The 15,328-nt window shown below is 35.4% G+C and carries 14 protein-coding genes and 2 tRNA genes; 10 read left to right on the top strand and 6 right to left on the bottom strand.

Annotated features, from left to right (window positions below):
• Positions 1-36: 36 nt before the first annotated feature.
• The 4 genes from I5M07_RS11400 to alaS all read right to left on the bottom strand — a co-directional run bounded on the left by I5M07_RS11400 (position 37) and on the right by alaS (position 5,088).
• The gene (locus tag I5M07_RS11400; RefSeq protein WP_200106566.1) at positions 37-654 is read right to left on the bottom strand and encodes a DUF4230 domain-containing protein; all 618 of its coding nucleotides are present in this window, start codon (positions 652-654) and stop codon (positions 37-39) included.
• A 1-nt stretch (position 655) separates the two neighbouring features.
• On the bottom strand, positions 656-1,633 hold the full coding sequence (locus I5M07_RS11395; RefSeq protein WP_200106565.1) for a GSCFA domain-containing protein: 978 nt from the start codon (positions 1,631-1,633) through the stop codon (positions 656-658).
• Between the two features lie 100 nt (positions 1,634-1,733).
• Complete coding sequence (locus tag I5M07_RS11390; RefSeq protein WP_200106564.1) at positions 1,734-2,267, bottom strand: hypothetical protein; 534 nt, start codon at positions 2,265-2,267, stop codon at positions 1,734-1,736.
• Between the two features lie 181 nt (positions 2,268-2,448).
• Positions 2,449-5,088, bottom strand: a complete 2,640-nt coding sequence (gene alaS, locus I5M07_RS11385) for an alanine--tRNA ligase (RefSeq protein WP_200106563.1) — start codon at positions 5,086-5,088, stop codon at positions 2,449-2,451.
• A gap of 230 nt (positions 5,089-5,318) precedes the next feature.
• Between alaS and I5M07_RS11380 the strand changes: the two genes are divergently transcribed.
• From I5M07_RS11380 to I5M07_RS11350, 7 genes are all read left to right on the top strand, one after another.
• Entirely contained in the window at positions 5,319-6,296 is a 978-nt protein-coding gene (locus tag I5M07_RS11380; protein WP_200106562.1) for a M23 family metallopeptidase, read from the top strand.
• A gap of 79 nt (positions 6,297-6,375) precedes the next feature.
• Positions 6,376-6,708, top strand: a complete 333-nt coding sequence (locus tag I5M07_RS11375; RefSeq protein WP_200106561.1) for a MerR family transcriptional regulator — start codon at positions 6,376-6,378, stop codon at positions 6,706-6,708.
• A gap of 50 nt (positions 6,709-6,758) precedes the next feature.
• Positions 6,759-7,346, top strand: coding sequence for a LemA family protein (locus I5M07_RS11370; RefSeq protein ID WP_200106560.1), 588 nt, complete (start codon positions 6,759-6,761; stop codon positions 7,344-7,346).
• A gap of 107 nt (positions 7,347-7,453) precedes the next feature.
• A complete protein-coding gene (locus I5M07_RS11365; protein ID WP_200106559.1) occupies positions 7,454-7,891 on the top strand; it encodes a TPM domain-containing protein in 438 nt (145 codons plus the stop codon).
• On the top strand, positions 7,891-8,700 hold the full coding sequence (locus I5M07_RS11360; protein ID WP_200106558.1) for a TPM domain-containing protein: 810 nt from the start codon (positions 7,891-7,893) through the stop codon (positions 8,698-8,700). Before I5M07_RS11365 ends, I5M07_RS11360 begins: the two co-directional genes overlap by 1 nt.
• A gap of 69 nt (positions 8,701-8,769) precedes the next feature.
• Complete coding sequence (locus I5M07_RS11355; RefSeq protein WP_200106557.1) at positions 8,770-9,183, top strand: RrF2 family transcriptional regulator; 414 nt, start codon at positions 8,770-8,772, stop codon at positions 9,181-9,183.
• A gap of 293 nt (positions 9,184-9,476) precedes the next feature.
• On the top strand, positions 9,477-12,020 hold the full coding sequence (locus I5M07_RS11350) for a TonB-dependent receptor (protein ID WP_200106556.1): 2,544 nt from the start codon (positions 9,477-9,479) through the stop codon (positions 12,018-12,020).
• A gap of 49 nt (positions 12,021-12,069) precedes the next feature.
• On the opposite strand, the gene der is transcribed toward I5M07_RS11350, so the two are convergent.
• On the bottom strand, positions 12,070-13,380 hold the full coding sequence (gene der, locus I5M07_RS11345) for a ribosome biogenesis GTPase Der (RefSeq protein ID WP_200106555.1): 1,311 nt from the start codon (positions 13,378-13,380) through the stop codon (positions 12,070-12,072).
• A 137-nt stretch (positions 13,381-13,517) separates the two neighbouring features.
• Between der and I5M07_RS11340 the strand changes: the two genes are divergently transcribed.
• A complete protein-coding gene (locus I5M07_RS11340; RefSeq protein WP_200106554.1) occupies positions 13,518-14,015 on the top strand; it encodes a hypothetical protein in 498 nt (165 codons plus the stop codon).
• A gap of 129 nt (positions 14,016-14,144) precedes the next feature.
• Here I5M07_RS11340 and era read toward each other — a convergent pair whose 3' ends face one another.
• Entirely contained in the window at positions 14,145-15,026 is an 882-nt protein-coding gene (gene era, locus I5M07_RS11335; RefSeq protein ID WP_200106553.1) for a GTPase Era, read from the bottom strand.
• A gap of 116 nt (positions 15,027-15,142) precedes the next feature.
• Between era and I5M07_RS11330 the strand changes: the two genes are divergently transcribed.
• Together I5M07_RS11330 and I5M07_RS11325 are read left to right on the top strand one after the other, a co-directional pair.
• Positions 15,143-15,215 (top strand) — tRNA-Met (locus tag I5M07_RS11330).
• A gap of 34 nt (positions 15,216-15,249) precedes the next feature.
• Positions 15,250-15,322: transfer RNA gene (locus I5M07_RS11325), tRNA-Met, on the top strand.
• Positions 15,323-15,328: the final 6 nt, after the last annotated feature.

Raw genomic sequence — 15,328 nt, 5'->3', positions numbered from 1 at the left:
CAAAAAAAGCGCTCATAAAAGCGCTGCATTTTTTCTTTATAACTTTAAATCTTGTTTTAAATCCGATTCTTGTTCAATGATTTGTCCTTCATATTGTAATTTCCATCCCATTGTTTTGGTCAAAATTAAAATCTTTGACAACTCGCTTATCAGCCTGTTTTTTGCATTGCTTTTCAGGGTAGATTTGGCTATTTTTTTAGATAAATTCGCTTTAACCGAAGCATTTATTTTATTGTAATCGTCGCCTGTAAAAGGGTTAAGCTGACTTTGTGCTACATCGTAGAATTTAATATCAGGACTAATTTTTATTTCTTCTTTTGGAATCGAAACAATCGTGATCGTCTTGTTTTTCTCATCAATATCGTATTTCATTTTGTGCAAATCATACGAAATGGTTACATCTGCATTAACCACAATCAAGGCTTTTTTCTCAAAAGAAATCATATCCATCAAATATTTTTCTTGATTTTTATAGGTAATCACTTCCGAAAAATGTCCTTCGGTTACAACCAGTTTCCCTACGTTTACAATTTGTTCCTGAATTAAACCACTGTAATCGAGTTGGGAATTGTCGTCTTTTTTAAATTCGCAATAACGAAAAGCCAAAAGTATCCCGACAATAACGGCTGCAAAAAGAAGTATTTTTCGAATCATCTTAAAATTGAATATGGGGGTATTGTTGCACTAATGTAGTAATTTTTTCACGCAATTTGGCTTCAAACTTTAAGTGACTTTCGGATTTTGGATTAAAAGGCCGATGCAACAAACTTTTTTGAATGGTATCAACTTCTTCTAACACCCCAAAAACAGAAGCCGAGAGATAGTTTTCTTTGAATTTACTCCAAATATACCGAATAGCCGTTTGGTTGGGATGTAACATATCTTCGGCATAATAACGGTAATCACGAAGTTCATCCATCATGATTTCGTAGGAAGGAAAATAGTGAAGAGTGAAGCGTGAAGTGTCTTGAGTTGTGAGTTGTGAGTTGTGAACCAAAAAACCATGTAAAGCAGTAATTAAATGCGCTTTACTGATTTGATTTTCTACAAAACCATCTTTAATGTGACGCACTGGAGAAATAGTAAAAATGAAATTCGCTTTCGGATTTACTGACTGAATCAATTTGATTGTGTTTTGAATACTTTTTTGAATTATTTCTACCGAAAGTAATTCTTTGACAAATTGTTTTTGAGGTACTTTATGGCAATTGGCTACAATTTCATTCGATTCCTTGTGTCGGTATACCCAAGCAGTTCCGTAGGTTATGATAACATGAGAAGTTTGTTCCAGTTTTGTTCGAAAATCAACTAATATGTTATTCAATTTTTTCAAAAGAACAACATCATCCAAATCAGAAAGTTGTGAATGTACCTCGAAACAATGCCACATTTGGTTGTGAAAAATAAGATCATTTTCGGTAAAAGCAATTTGATGTATGGCTCTAAAAATCAATTTTTCTATAGAAACCGGATTAAAAATAATTCCAAACGGATTGGTGGTATTTTGAAATTTAAAATAATCTAATTTTTCGCCCATATTCTCCGCAAAACAGGAGCCTAACGATATTATTTTAGCATTGTAATCTATAGGATTTGAACTAGGTAAAATCGGAATTGGCGTAGTAAACTGCATTGTATGTTTATTTGAACACGAATTTCACGAATTTTTGACAATAAAAAAACCAAATAGCGAAGTATTTGGTTTTGATTAATAGGTAAATTATATAAACTTTTTAAAACTCGATTTTAAAACCTAATTGATTGGTACTAGCCAATAAAGTTGTTTTGGGATCTGGTTTTGAATTTGCCACAACTTTATCATTATACAAACCTAAAGCCGACTTTATTCTTTTGGGATATCCAATTTTAATAGGAATAGAAGCCACAATCATAGCTCCACCGATAATAGCAGCTGTCATATTGGATCGCTCTGAATCTGCTTTCACCACCGATCCAATGGAACTATTCCCATAATTAATTGAAGTGTTGGTAAAAGTAGTATTATCGTTATTCATGGCTACAATTACATTTGTTGCCACCAAACCAATTCCGCCATAAAAAAGTACGTTCCCCCACGTCTTTTTACTTCTACCTGCATTATACAGTTTTAATGCTTCGGGGTTATTTTCCATTAATTTACGCACCTCCATCGGTTTTACTTTTTTCTGATTAGCGTCGTAAACTGTTCCGCAGCTTCCATAAGATAACTGTTGAGAAAAAATAGCTGTAGAAGACAGCAAAAAAGTGAAAAAGATAATTTTTTTCATGATAATAGTAGGTTAAATTTATATTTGGGTTATGCTCCAAAAATAATAGAATATTGATCTCAAAAAAATATTTTTTCAATATAAATCAAACCACTTTGTTATAGATCTGACTTTAAAAAACAAAAAAAGGTTGCCTCAATCAGGACAACCTTTTTTGGGTATAATATTTTTAATCACTCCCTTAATTCAAATAATCTTTAGCTTTTTCAAGCGCTTCTGCAATTCCATTTACATTTTTACCTCCAGCAGTTGCAAAAAACGGTTGTCCGCCTCCGCCTCCTTGAATGTATTTTCCTAATTCACGAACCACTTGTCCAGCATTTAGTTTTTTATCGGCCACCAATTCTTTTGAAATATAGCAGGTTAACATTGGTTTTCCTTCCTCGGCTGTAGCTAAAAGCAAGAACAAATTAGTTCCTAAATTACCCAACTCATAAACCAAATCTTTGGCACCTTCCGGATTCAAATCAACTTGTTTGGCTAAGAACTGAATTCCGTTAATTTCATGCAATTCTTTAGCTAAATCGGCTTTCATATTTTTAGCTTTATCTTTTAACAACGCCTCCACTTGTTTTTTAAGCTTGGCATTCTCATCTTGCAATCCAGTCACCGCTTTAACGGTATCTTGAGGGTTTTTCAAAACTGCTTTAATATCACCTAACAATTCTTCTTGCGAAGCAAAATAAGTTCTGACACCTTCGCCCGTAATGGCTTCAATACGGCGAATTCCCGCTGCTACAGCTCCTTCTGAAACAATTTTAAACGACCAAATATCGGCTGTGTTTTTTACGTGAATACCACCACACAATTCCATACTATCTCCAAATTTGATAGCACGCACATTATCGCCATATTTTTCACCAAAAAGCGCCATAGCACCTTCGTCTAAAGCTTGCTGGATTGGAATGCTTCGTCTTTCTATTAATGGTAAATGCTCTTGAATTCGAGCATCTACAAAATCTTCAACTTGTTTCAATTCTTCGTCGGTTACTTTTGCAAAATGCGAAAAGTCAAAACGAAGATTTTTTGGCGTCACCAAGGATCCTTTTTGCTCAACATGTGTACCTAAAACAGTTCGTAAAGCCAAATGCATTAAGTGCGTTGCCGAGTGGTTAGCTGCCGAGTTTTTTCGACTGTGCAAATCAACATAAGCGGTGAAAAAGCCAGCTAAATTATTTGGCAATTCTTTCGCAAAATGAATGATTACGTTATTTTCTTTTTTGGTATCGATAATATAAACCACATCGCCGTTAGCCGCTTCAAAATAACCTTTATCTCCAACTTGTCCTCCACCTTCAGGATAAAACGGTGTCATGTTGAAAACAATTTGGTACACCTCACCATCTTTAGCACTTTCTACTTTTCGGTAACGGGTAATTTTTACTTTGGCTTGCGTGTGATCGTATCCGATAAATTCTTCTTCTTCGTCATCAATTAAAATTTGCCAATCGCCTGCTTTTACTTTTGAAGCCGCTCTAGAACGCTCTTTTTGTTTTTGTAATTCCGATTCGAATTCCTTTTCATCCAATTCAAGTCCCTTTTCGCGTAAAATCAAACTCGTTAAATCAATTGGAAAACCGTAGGTATCGTATAATTCGAAAGCTTTTTTACCCGAAATCACTTTTTCTGAATTATTTGCGACAATAGTTTCCAACAAAATCAATCCTTGATCTAAGGTTTTTAGAAACGAATTTTCCTCTTCGCGAATCACATTCGAAACCAACGTTTTTTGTGATTTTATTTCAGGGAAAAACTCACCCATTTGATTGGCCAATACCTCAACCAATTGATAAATAAAAGGCTCTTTGGTATTTAAAAAAGTAAATCCGTAACGAATAGCACGACGCAAAATACGACGAATTACATAACCAGCGCCAGTGTTGGAAGGCAATTGTCCATCGGCAATGGCAAAAGCAACAGCACGAACGTGATCAACTACCACACGAATGGCAATATTGGTTTTGTTTTGCTCTTCCGAAATGTTTTTTACTTCGTTTGAAGTATATTGTAAACCTGTAATTTGCTCTACTTTTTCAATAAGTGGCGTAAAAACATCGGTATCGTAATTAGAAGTTACATTTTGCATTGCCATACACAAACGCTCAAATCCCATTCCGGTATCCACGTGTTGTGCAGGTAATTTTTCTAACGAACCATCGGCTTTACGGTTAAACTCCATAAATACGTTGTTCCAAATTTCAACCACTTGAGGGTGATCGGCATTTACCAAACTAAAACCAGAAACTTCAGCTCTCTCAGCATCGGTACGCAAATCAATGTGAATTTCAGAACATGGCCCGCAAGGTCCTTGATCGCCCATTTCCCAAAAATTATCTTTTTTATTTCCAAGTATAATGCGGTCTTCAGATACAAATTGTTTCCAAATATCAAACGCTTCTTGGTCAAAAGGAACATTTTCTGCTTCATTTCCTTCAAAAACAGAAACGTATAAACGATCTTTATCTAACTTTAAAACTTCGGTTAAAAATTCCCAAGCAAACGGAATAGCCTCTTTTTTGAAATAATCGCCAAAAGACCAGTTTCCTAACATTTCGAACATGGTATGGTGATAGGTATCAAAACCAACATCTTCTAAATCATTGTGTTTACCCGAAACACGCAAACATTTTTGAGTATCAGCAATTCGATTGCTCTTGGGAGTGGCATTTCCTAAAAAATACTCTTTAAACTGAGCCATACCCGAGTTGTTAAACATCAAAGTAGGATCATCTTTTAAAACAATAGGAGCCGAAGGAACTATTAAATGTCCTTTGCTTTCAAAGAATTGTAGAAATGCTTTGCGAATGTCTTGTGATTTCATTTATATAATTTAGTGATTCAAGGATTGAAAAAATTAAAGATTATTCTTCAGTTCAGTTCCAAATTCAATTTCTTTATAAAATTCAACAATTTTTAAATCATTAAATTTCAACTCTTTCAATCGGCTATAAATTTATTTAATCTCAAAAAAAGGCCGAACAACAGTAACATTTATTAAATTTGTTTCGACTAACCTTTTTTAAGAAGTGCAAAAATAGGGTATTTTAAAATATGGCGAAAGTAAAATATTATTACGATTCTGAAAATCTGGCGTATCGAAAAATCAGCACCAAAAAAAGAACCAAATTTGGTGTTTTTTTGCTGTTTTTGATTGCTTCGGCCTTGTTTGGTTTTTTAGCATTTGTTTTATTGTTAAACACCCCTTTTTTTGAAACGCCTCGCGACCGTTTTCAGGCTCGAGAAATAGAAAATTTAAAATTAAATTACGCCATTTTAAACAAAAAAATGGACGAAATTGATGCCGTTGCCGATGCTTTAGAAAACCGCGACAACAATCTTTATCGGGTATATTTTAATAAAGCCGAAATTCCGGACTCTATTCGAAAAGCTGGTTTTTCAAACAAAAACAGATACAAAAAATTAGAGGGTTATAACAATTCGCAATTGGTTAAAAACACGACCATCAGAATGGATCAATTGGCTAAAGAATTGGCTATACAATCGCAATCATTGGATGAAATTTTAAAATTGGCCAGCGCTAAAGAAGATTTACTCGCCGCAATTCCGGCCATTCAACCTGTTCAAAATGAAAATTTAAAACGAATGGCTTCTGGTTTTGGTTACCGAAGTGATCCGTTTACCAAAATTAAAAAAATGCACGCCGGCATGGATTTCACTGCCAATACTGGCACTCCAATTTATGCCACTGGCGATGGCGTGGTGACTCGCGCAGATAATACAGCTTCGGGCTACGGAAATCATGTGGTTATCAAACATGGTTTTGGTTATGAAACCCTGTACGGCCACATGAGCAAATACAATTGTAGAGTTGGCCAACGTGTTAAAAGAGGTGATATCATTGGATATGTAGGAAGCACGGGACGTTCGCAAGGACCTCACTGCCATTATGAAGTACACAAAGACGGGAAAGCTGTCAATCCGCTGAATTTTTACTACGGAAATATCTCGGCAGTAGAATATGTTGCCATTGCCAAATTAGCAAATCAAGAAAATCAGTCGTTAGATTAACAAATTCAGATTTTAATAGTAAATTTACTGTTCGGATACCTTTCGCATTTTTAAATTTAAATGGATTAAAACAAAACGTATGCACATTGAACTTTCAAAAGACAAACGATACTACAGCATTGGTGAAGTAGCCAAAGCTTTTGATGTTAATGCTTCGTTAATTCGGTTTTGGGATAGTGAATTTGACATTTTAAAACCCAAGAAAAATGCCAAGGGCAACCGAATGTTTACTCCCGAAGACGTGAAAAACCTTCAACTCATTTACCATTTGGTCAAAGAGCGAGGTTTTACTTTAGAAGGAGCCAAAATTCATTTAAAAGAGGGACAGAAAAAAACACTCGATAAGTTTGAAATTATCCGTAAATTAGAAAGCATCAAAACACAATTAACCGCCATCAAAAACGAATTATAATCGTTTGGCACCAAAACAATTAATAGATAAACTTTTAAATTAAAACAAACATGAAAAGATTTTTGCCTTGGATTATTGTAGTCGTAATTCTTATCGGTATTTACAGTTGGGTTAAAGGAATTAACAACACGGCTGTAACGCTAAACCAAAATGTAGAACAAGCTTGGGGAGATGTTCAAACGGCTTACCAAAGACGTAATGACCTTATTGGGAATTTGGTTAACACGGTGAAAGGTGCTGCCGATTTTGAAAAATCAACTTTAACTGCCGTAATTGAAGCTCGTGCCAAAGCCACACAAACAACTGTAGATCCATCGAATATTACACCAGAACAGTTGGCCGAATTTAACAAAGCGCAAAGCGGCGTAAGTAGTTCGTTATCTCGTTTGTTAGTAACGGTTGAACAATATCCTGATTTAAAAGCGAATCAAAATTTCTTGAAATTACAGGATGAATTAGCCAGTACCGAAAATCAAATTTTAACGGCTCGTACGCGTTTTAATGAAGCGGTTAAACCATACAACAACCACATCAAAACTTTCCCTAACAGCCTATTTGCAGGAATGTTTGGATTTAAAGAAAAAGCGTATTTCAATGCTGTTGAAGGAGCTGAAAAACCAGTAGAAGTAAAATTCTAATATAAAAAATGGAGGAATTTAAACGTAATCGAGTTTTAAATTCCTCCATTACTATTCTCATAAAAAACACATTCTGTGATTTGTTCAGTAACCCAATTTCGTAAAACATGTCAAAAGTAGAGGATTTTTTAACCCCAAAAGAAGAGCAAGAAATTGTAAATGCTATTCGAATTGCCGAAACCAATACTTCAGGCGAAATTCGTGTACATTTGGAAGAAACTACTTCAAAACCCCATTTTGACCGAGCTTTGGAAGTTTTTCACGAATTAAAAATGGATGCTACCGAACTACAAAATGGTGTTTTATTTTACATTGCCGTAGCCGATAAAAATTTTGTGATTTGTGGCGATAAAGGAATCAATGATTTAGTTCCGGTCGATTTTTGGGAAAGCACCAAAGAAGTTATGGTTGCCCAATTTAGAAAACAAAATTTCAAACAAGGCATTATTGACGGAATTTTGATGGCTGGCGAACAACTTAAAAAATACTTTCCGTGGTCTGAAAATGACACCAACGAACTATCTAATGAAATATCAAAAGGATAATGAATAAACCCACCCAAAATACCTTCACTTCTTTTTTAACTCTTTTTCTTTTTCTGATTTCGTCGGTTATGGTGGCGCAATTTACCATTCCCGAAAAACCAAAATTTCAAACTTCGGTTTATGATTACGCCAACATTTTAAGCCCGACAGAAAAAACGCAATTAGAAGAAAAACTGGTGCGTTATTCCGATTCGACTTCTACACAAATTGTAGTAATTACTATTGAAAGTTTAAAAAACGAAGACATTGGTATTCTTACACCCAAATGGGCCCATCAATGGGGAATTGGGCAAGCCAAAGAAGATAATGGTGTTTTAATTTTATTGGCTAAAAACGAACGAAAAATCTGGATTTCACCTGGTTACGGTTTAGAAGACCGTTTAACAGCGGGTATTGGTGGCGAAATTACGCGAAATATCATCATCCCCGAATTTAAAGCTGGTAGTTATTATCGCGGTTTAGATAAAGGTGCCGATGCTCTTTTTGATGTTTTTAAAGGAAAATACAAAGGAACACGAAAAGCCAACAAAGAAAGTGATTTCCCTATTCTCCCTTTTATCATTATCATTGTTATCATTATAATCTTACTGTCTAAAAACCGTGGCGGTGGCGGTGGAAATTCTGGAAACCGTGGCGGTGGCGGACCGAGCCTACTTGATGCAATCATTTTAAGTAATTTAGGACGAAGCAGCGGTCGTTATGGTGGCGGATTTGGTGATTCTTCTGGCGGCGGATTTGGTGGTGGTGGCTTTGGTGGTGGCTTTGGCGGCGGCGGATTCTCCGGTGGTGGTTCTGGCGGAAGCTGGTAAACACTTTTCTCCTTAATTTTATTAAATTGCATTTCAAAAAAACTATTTACTAATTTATCATTTGTTTAAATGCTATCACAAAAGGCAAAATATGCACTAAAAGCCTTGCTCTATTTAGCAGAGCAAGAAGAAAATCATATCTCCAGAACTATTGAGATTGCCGAAGGTGCTCACATACCTAAAAAGTTTTTAGAACAAATTTTATTGGACTTAAAACGAGCTCGTTTTGTAAGTAGTAAACAAGGAAAAATGGGCGGTTATTACCTAATCAAATCGAAACACGACATTACTTTGGCCGAAATTCATCGCCTTTTTGACGGAGCTATTGCGCTATTACCTTGTGCTTCACTCAATTTTTATGAACCCTGCTCCGATTGTAAAACCGAAAACGAATGCAATTTACGTCATGGTTTAATGATGATTCGAGATGAAACTCTCAAAGCCATGCAGAATATCACTATTGCCTCCTTGGTTGACAAATAAATTCACTTCTAAAAAAATAAATAAACACCTAAATATCAACAATTTAATTTATTATTGATTACTATTTTCTATTTTATTAAAAAAATATATTTCAATACCCTACTAATATTATAGAATTTATATATATTTGTCGAAAATAATTTAATAACAAAAATCATGTTGACCATTACGAACAAAAAAACTTTTCAAATTAAAGTCAAATCTTCTAACAGGATAGAGCTTTGTATGTGTATGATGTAAATCAAAAAAATTTAATTTAAAACTCTACTAATCACATATAATTAATATAAAAAATGAAACTACTATATAAAATTTCCTTGATTAATTTGCTACTCTTAATAAGCATACGTTCTAATGCACAAAGCATTAAAGGTACCGTCACAGATAAACACAACCAAGCTTTGGAAGCAGCAAACGTAGTCATTAAAGGAACAACAAACGCCACAAGTACGGATAGTAACGGAAACTTCGAAATAGATTCCAAAAACAAATTTCCGTTAACATTGTTAGTTCAGTATGTTGGTTATACCACACAACAAATCGAAATAAACAGTCTAAATGAAAGTCCATTACACATTATTCTTAATGAAGAAAACCAATTAATTGAAGTTGTGGTATCCTCTAGAAGGCGAGTTGAAAAAGTACAAGAAATTCCGATTGCTGTATCCGTAGTCACCGGTAAACAAGCCGAAGAAGCCGGAGCATTCAATGTAAATAGAATTAAAGAATTGGTTCCTGCAGTACAATTGTATTCTTCTAATCCAAGAAATACCGGAATTAACATTCGTAGCATGGGCTCTCCTTTTGGCTTGACTAACGACGGAATTGATCCTGGTGTTGGTTTTTATGTCGATGGTGTTTATTATGCACGCCCTGCTGCAACAACATTAGACTTTCTAGATGTAGAACAAATTGAAGTATTACGCGGCCCCCAAGGTTCTTTATTTGGAAAAAACACTACTGCAGGAGCATTTAATATTACTTCTAAAAAGCCAAGTTTTACTACCAAAGCAGATTTTGAATTAAGCTACGGAAATTTTAACTTTTTACAAGCCAAAGCTTCTATTACAGGACCTTTAAGCAAAAAATTAGCTGGACGAATTTCATTTTCGGGCACGCAACGCGATGGATTAATTGACAATGTAGTAACCGGAAAACCAACCAATACTTTAAACAATCAGGGATTTAGAGGTCAGCTACTCTATACGCCGTCGGAAAATACCAATATTACTTTTGCTGCCGATTTAACTACTCAACGTCCAGATGGTTATGCACAAGTAATTGCCGGAATAGCTCCTACACAAAGAGCAGATTACCGTCAGTTTAATCAAATTATTGCCGATTTAAATTACCAACTACCAAGTTTAAATGCCTTTGACCGTAAAATTGATCACGACACGCCTTGGCGCTCAGGTCAAGATTTAGGCGGCTTTTCGTTAAATATTGATACCAAAATAGGAAATGGAACACTTACTTCTACTACTGCTTGGCGTTTCTGGAATTGGGATCCATCAAACGACAGGGATTTTACTGGCTTACAAGTTTTAGCTAAATCACAAAACCCATCAAGACAAACTCAAATTACACAAGAATTGCGTTATTCAGGTCAAATTTCATCTCGATTAAATGCTGTTGTCGGCGCATTTTTTATAGACCAAACTGTTAAAACAAACGGTACCGAAGAATCAGGAAATGCACAATGGCGTTTTTCTCAAAGCACTACAAGTCCGCTTTGGGCAACTCCGGGATTATTTGAAGGATATGGAATCAAAACCAATTCAAAAATCCGTTCTTCGAGTGCTGCCATATTTGGGCAATTGGACTGGAGTATCACCGAACGTTTTCATCTTTTACCCGGAATTCGATATAATTTTGATAAAAAAGAAGCCGACTACAATCGTAAAACCTATGGTGGATTACAAACCAATGATCCTGCTTTAATCGCATTGCAAAAATCGGTTTACTCGGACCAAGCCTTCAATACAGCGGTTGATGACACCGATTATTCAGGAAACATTACTGCAACGTACCAATTTTCAGATAAAATAAATGCCTACGCAACCTATTCAAAAGGATATAAACCAGTGGGAGTAAATGTGGCAGGATTACCAACCTTGGCAGGAAAACCTATCTTAGAATTGGCTGTAATTAAACCCGAAGAAGTAAACCATTATGAAGTAGGGGTAAAAACCTCACCGTTTAAAAATTCCATTTTAAATTTAACCGTTTTCAATACGGAGATAAAAAATTACCAAACTCAAGTACAAGCTGCCGAATTAGGTGTTAACCGAGGGTACTTGGCTAATGCCGAAAAAGTGCGTGTTCGTGGAGCTGAAGTAGATGCGAATTTCATTGTGAACCAACATATTACTCTAAACGGAGCCTTGTCTTACACAGAAGGAATTTATGTCGATTTTAAAAATGCTCCATTACCATTAGAAGAAACCGGTGCTCCAGTAGCTTTTAAAGATGTTTCGGGAACTGATTTACCAGGCGTTTCAAAATGGTCGGGTTCATTGGGAGTTGACTTTTCTCAAAGTGGAAAATTCTTCGGGAACTTGGGTAAATTTTATTTCGCTGCCGATTCTTTCGCAAGATCCGAATTCTCCTCAAGTGCTTCGGCTTCAAAATATTTAATTGTGGATGGATATGCCATTTTTAATGCCCGAATCGGGTTTAGAACTACTCAAGGATTATCATTTCAATTTTGGGGAAGAAATTTATTCGATAAAGATTACTACGAACAATTATTACCTGCAGGTGGAAATTCCGGACAATATGCAGGGGTTTTAGGCGATCAAAGAACCTATGGTATAACCTTAAAATACGCTTTGTAACTATATCTAATAAAAAAACCACTCAAGTAGAGTGGTTTTTTTATGCTTCTTATTTTTCCCTAATATAAATATCAATAGGAACTCCTGAAAAATCCCAATTTTCTCTGATTTTATTTTCAAGGTAACGTTTATAAGGCTCTTTTACATATTGTGGCAGATTAGCAAAAAACACAAACTGAGGTGTTGGAGTTGGTAATTGCATGCAATATTTAATCTTAACATATTTTCCCTTAGTTGCTGGCGGAGGATATGCTTCAATCACTTTTAACATGTGTTCGTTAAACTTTGATGTCGATATACGTTGTTGACGACTCTCAAAAACTTGTACCGAAGTTTCAAGCGCTTTTAACAAACGTTGTTTGGTTAAGGCCGACACAAAAAGGATAGGCACATCGGTAAAAGGCAATAATTCTTTTTTAATTTTCTCAGCATAATCGCGAGATGACATCGTATCTTTTTCGACTAAATCCCATTTGTTAACCAAAATAACCACTCCTTTACGATTTTTAACGGCTAACCAAAAAATATTTTGATCCTGACTTTCGAAACCACGAGTAGCATCAATCACTAAAATACAAATATCGGCATGCTCAATTGCTCTTACCGAACGCATCACCGAGTAAAATTCAAGGTCTTCTTTAACCTTCGCCTTACGTCTAATTCCGGCAGTATCTACTAAGTTAAATTCAAACCCAAAACGATCAAATTTGGTATCAATTGCATCACGAGTTGTTCCCGCAATATCGGTAACCATAAACCGATCTTTACCAATTAACGCATTAATAAAACTCGATTTTCCAGCATTGGGTCTTCCTACAACTGCAAAACGAGGCAAAACAACCTCTTCTTTCACAGGCTCCGGTTTTACAGGGAAAGCTTCCACTAAAGCATCCAATAAATCCCCTGTTCCGCTACCAGAAATACTAGCAAAAGTATAATAATCGCCTAATCCTAAATTGTAAAACTCTACGGCATCTTTTTCGCGCATGGCGTTATCGATCTTATTCACCGCTAATAAAACCGGTTTGGTCACTTTACGTAACAATTTAGCCACCGTTTCATCCATCGGCGTAATACCTTCCTCTACATCTACCACAAAAACAATTACATCAGCCTCGTCAATTGCCAATTCTACTTGTTTACGGATTTCACCTTCAAATACGTCATCACTTCCTCGAACATATCCACCGGTATCAATAACAGAAAACTCCTTTCCGTTCCACTCGCTTTTACCATAGTTTCTATCGCGGGTCACCCCAGATACTGAATCTACAATAGCTTCTCTTCTTTGTATCAGCCTATTAAACAGGGTCGATTTCCCTACATTAGGTCTTCCTACTATCGCAACAATATTATTCATAATCTCTATTCAGATTTTTATTAATCCGCTAACTACTCAGTAGTTTCGGCCTACAAAGGTAGTGCATAAAAGCAGGATTATCAATTTTTTTGATATATTCGCAATTTAAAGTTAGTTAACTCTAAATCAACCCTCTTATGGAAGTCGATAACGAAGTTCGTCTTTTGTTGCGTTTTTACAAAGATGTATCTCAAAATACGGATGTTGTTATTCAAAAATTTATAGATTTCAAACAACAAAAAAATCCAAACTATAGCCTAAAAATAAGTGATAACCATGTTTGGATTTTTATCAATGGAGAAAGAAAAAAATACTACTCTCCGCATTTGCATTTGGAATTAGAAAAAAGTAACGAAAACGAAACTCATATACGAGGATTATTTGGACCAGACCCCACTTTATGGACATTTTTTATGTTTCTGCATTTTATAATAGCGGGTGTCTTCCTTATTTTTTGTGGAATTCTATATACTCATTACACTCTAAAAAATGCTATCACCACCGATTATACAATTTTGAGTTTACTGGTTATCTCGTGGTTTATGCTGTATTTTATTGCTCGTAAAATCAGATATAAAGGGAATGACCAAATGCAGGAATTAGAAAAATTATTCAACAAAATAATAGCTACTTAATTATTCGAACCAAAATCTAAATGGTTTATTTAATTCTTGTTATTTCAAAGAAAGGAAATCAAATTAGTTAGTTAGTTTATGAAATTGCTCTTCCATAAGAATAACACTGAGGAATATTTTTCACTAAAATTATTGATTATACCCAAAACGCTTTAGCATATTTGCGTTGCTTCTCCAATTTTTATTGACTTTTACATACATCTCAATATGAATTTGTTTTCCAAAGAATTTTTCTAAATCGGCTCGGGCTTCCATTCCTACTTTCTTCAAAGCAGCACCTTTATGCCCAATAATAATTCCTTTTTGAGTATCGCGTTCTACCATAATCAACGATCGAATTCGGATAATATCATCGGTTTCTACAAATTCTTCGGTGACAATTTCTACCGCATACGGAATTTCTTTGCTATAATTTAAGAGGATTTTTTCTCTAATTGTTTCGTTCACAAAAAAACGCTCTGGCTTGTCGGTAAGTTGGTCTTTCGGATAATACGCGGGCGATTCAGGCAACAATTCTAATATACGTTGAAAAACTTCAGGAACATTAAAATTTTGTAAAGCCGAAATAGGAAAGATTTCCGCATTAGGAACTTTGGCCGTCCAAAACGCTACTTGTTCTTCAAGTTGAGCTTGATTGGAATTATCAATTTTATTCAATAAAAGTAGAACTGGGATTTTGGCGTGAATTATTTTCTTGAAAAAATCCTCATCTTTTAAATCTTGCTCTCCAATTTCAACCATATAAATCAAAACATCAGCATCTTCAAAAGCCGATTTTACAAAACCCATCATGGATTCTTGCATCTCATAAGCTGGTTTAATAATCCCGGGAGTATCTGACAATACCAATTGAAAATCCTCTCCGTTTACAATTCCTAAAATACGGTGTCGAGTAGTTTGTGCTTTAGAAGTGATAATTGACAATCGTTCTCCAACGAAAGCGTTCATTAAAGTCGATTTTCCTACGTTTGGATTTCCGATAATATTTACAAAACCTGCTTTGTGTGCCATTTGAATATAATTTATTTTACAAAGGTAATTATATCAACTCAATACAGGAAATAAAACATTTTTTAAAGTTTTCCTTGTTTTTCTCTAAATTCGACGTATCTTTGCACCCGAAACATCGCGGGATAGAGCAGTAGGCAGCTCGTCGGGCTCATAACCCGAAGGTCACAGGTTCGAGTCCTGTTCCCGCTACTAAGTAGCCTTATTGAGATTACAAAACGCACATCGCGGGATAGAGCAGTAGGCAGCTCGTCGGGCTCATAACCCGAAGGTCACTGGTTCGAGTCCAGTTCCCGCTACTAGAA

The sequence above is a fragment of the Flavobacterium agrisoli genome (genome assembly GCF_016522065.1).
Classification (GTDB): domain Bacteria; phylum Bacteroidota; class Bacteroidia; order Flavobacteriales; family Flavobacteriaceae; genus Flavobacterium; species Flavobacterium agrisoli.
Note: the sequence above shows the minus strand (reverse complement) of the source record. Positions and strands in the feature narration are given on the sequence as shown.

Coding starts and splice junctions, on each gene's coding strand:
- alaS (WP_200106563.1), bottom strand. CDS start 5,088: ATGAAATCACAAGACATTCGCAAAGCATTTCTACAATTCTTTGAAAGC.
- I5M07_RS11355 (WP_200106557.1), top strand. CDS start 8,770: ATGCTATCACAAAAGGCAAAATATGCACTAAAAGCCTTGCTCTATTTA.
- I5M07_RS11380 (WP_200106562.1), top strand. CDS start 5,319: ATGGCGAAAGTAAAATATTATTACGATTCTGAAAATCTGGCGTATCGA.
- I5M07_RS11360 (WP_200106558.1), top strand. CDS start 7,891: ATGAATAAACCCACCCAAAATACCTTCACTTCTTTTTTAACTCTTTTT.
- I5M07_RS11350 (WP_200106556.1), top strand. CDS start 9,477: ATGAAACTACTATATAAAATTTCCTTGATTAATTTGCTACTCTTAATA.
- era (WP_200106553.1), bottom strand. CDS start 15,026: ATGGCACACAAAGCAGGTTTTGTAAATATTATCGGAAATCCAAACGTA.
- I5M07_RS11395 (WP_200106565.1), bottom strand. CDS start 1,633: ATGCAGTTTACTACGCCAATTCCGATTTTACCTAGTTCAAATCCTATA.
- I5M07_RS11370 (WP_200106560.1), top strand. CDS start 6,759: ATGAAAAGATTTTTGCCTTGGATTATTGTAGTCGTAATTCTTATCGGT.
- I5M07_RS11365 (WP_200106559.1), top strand. CDS start 7,454: ATGTCAAAAGTAGAGGATTTTTTAACCCCAAAAGAAGAGCAAGAAATT.
- I5M07_RS11375 (WP_200106561.1), top strand. CDS start 6,376: ATGCACATTGAACTTTCAAAAGACAAACGATACTACAGCATTGGTGAA.
- I5M07_RS11400 (WP_200106566.1), bottom strand. CDS start 654: ATGATTCGAAAAATACTTCTTTTTGCAGCCGTTATTGTCGGGATACTT.
- I5M07_RS11340 (WP_200106554.1), top strand. CDS start 13,518: ATGGAAGTCGATAACGAAGTTCGTCTTTTGTTGCGTTTTTACAAAGAT.
- der (WP_200106555.1), bottom strand. CDS start 13,380: ATGAATAATATTGTTGCGATAGTAGGAAGACCTAATGTAGGGAAATCG.
- I5M07_RS11390 (WP_200106564.1), bottom strand. CDS start 2,267: ATGAAAAAAATTATCTTTTTCACTTTTTTGCTGTCTTCTACAGCTATT.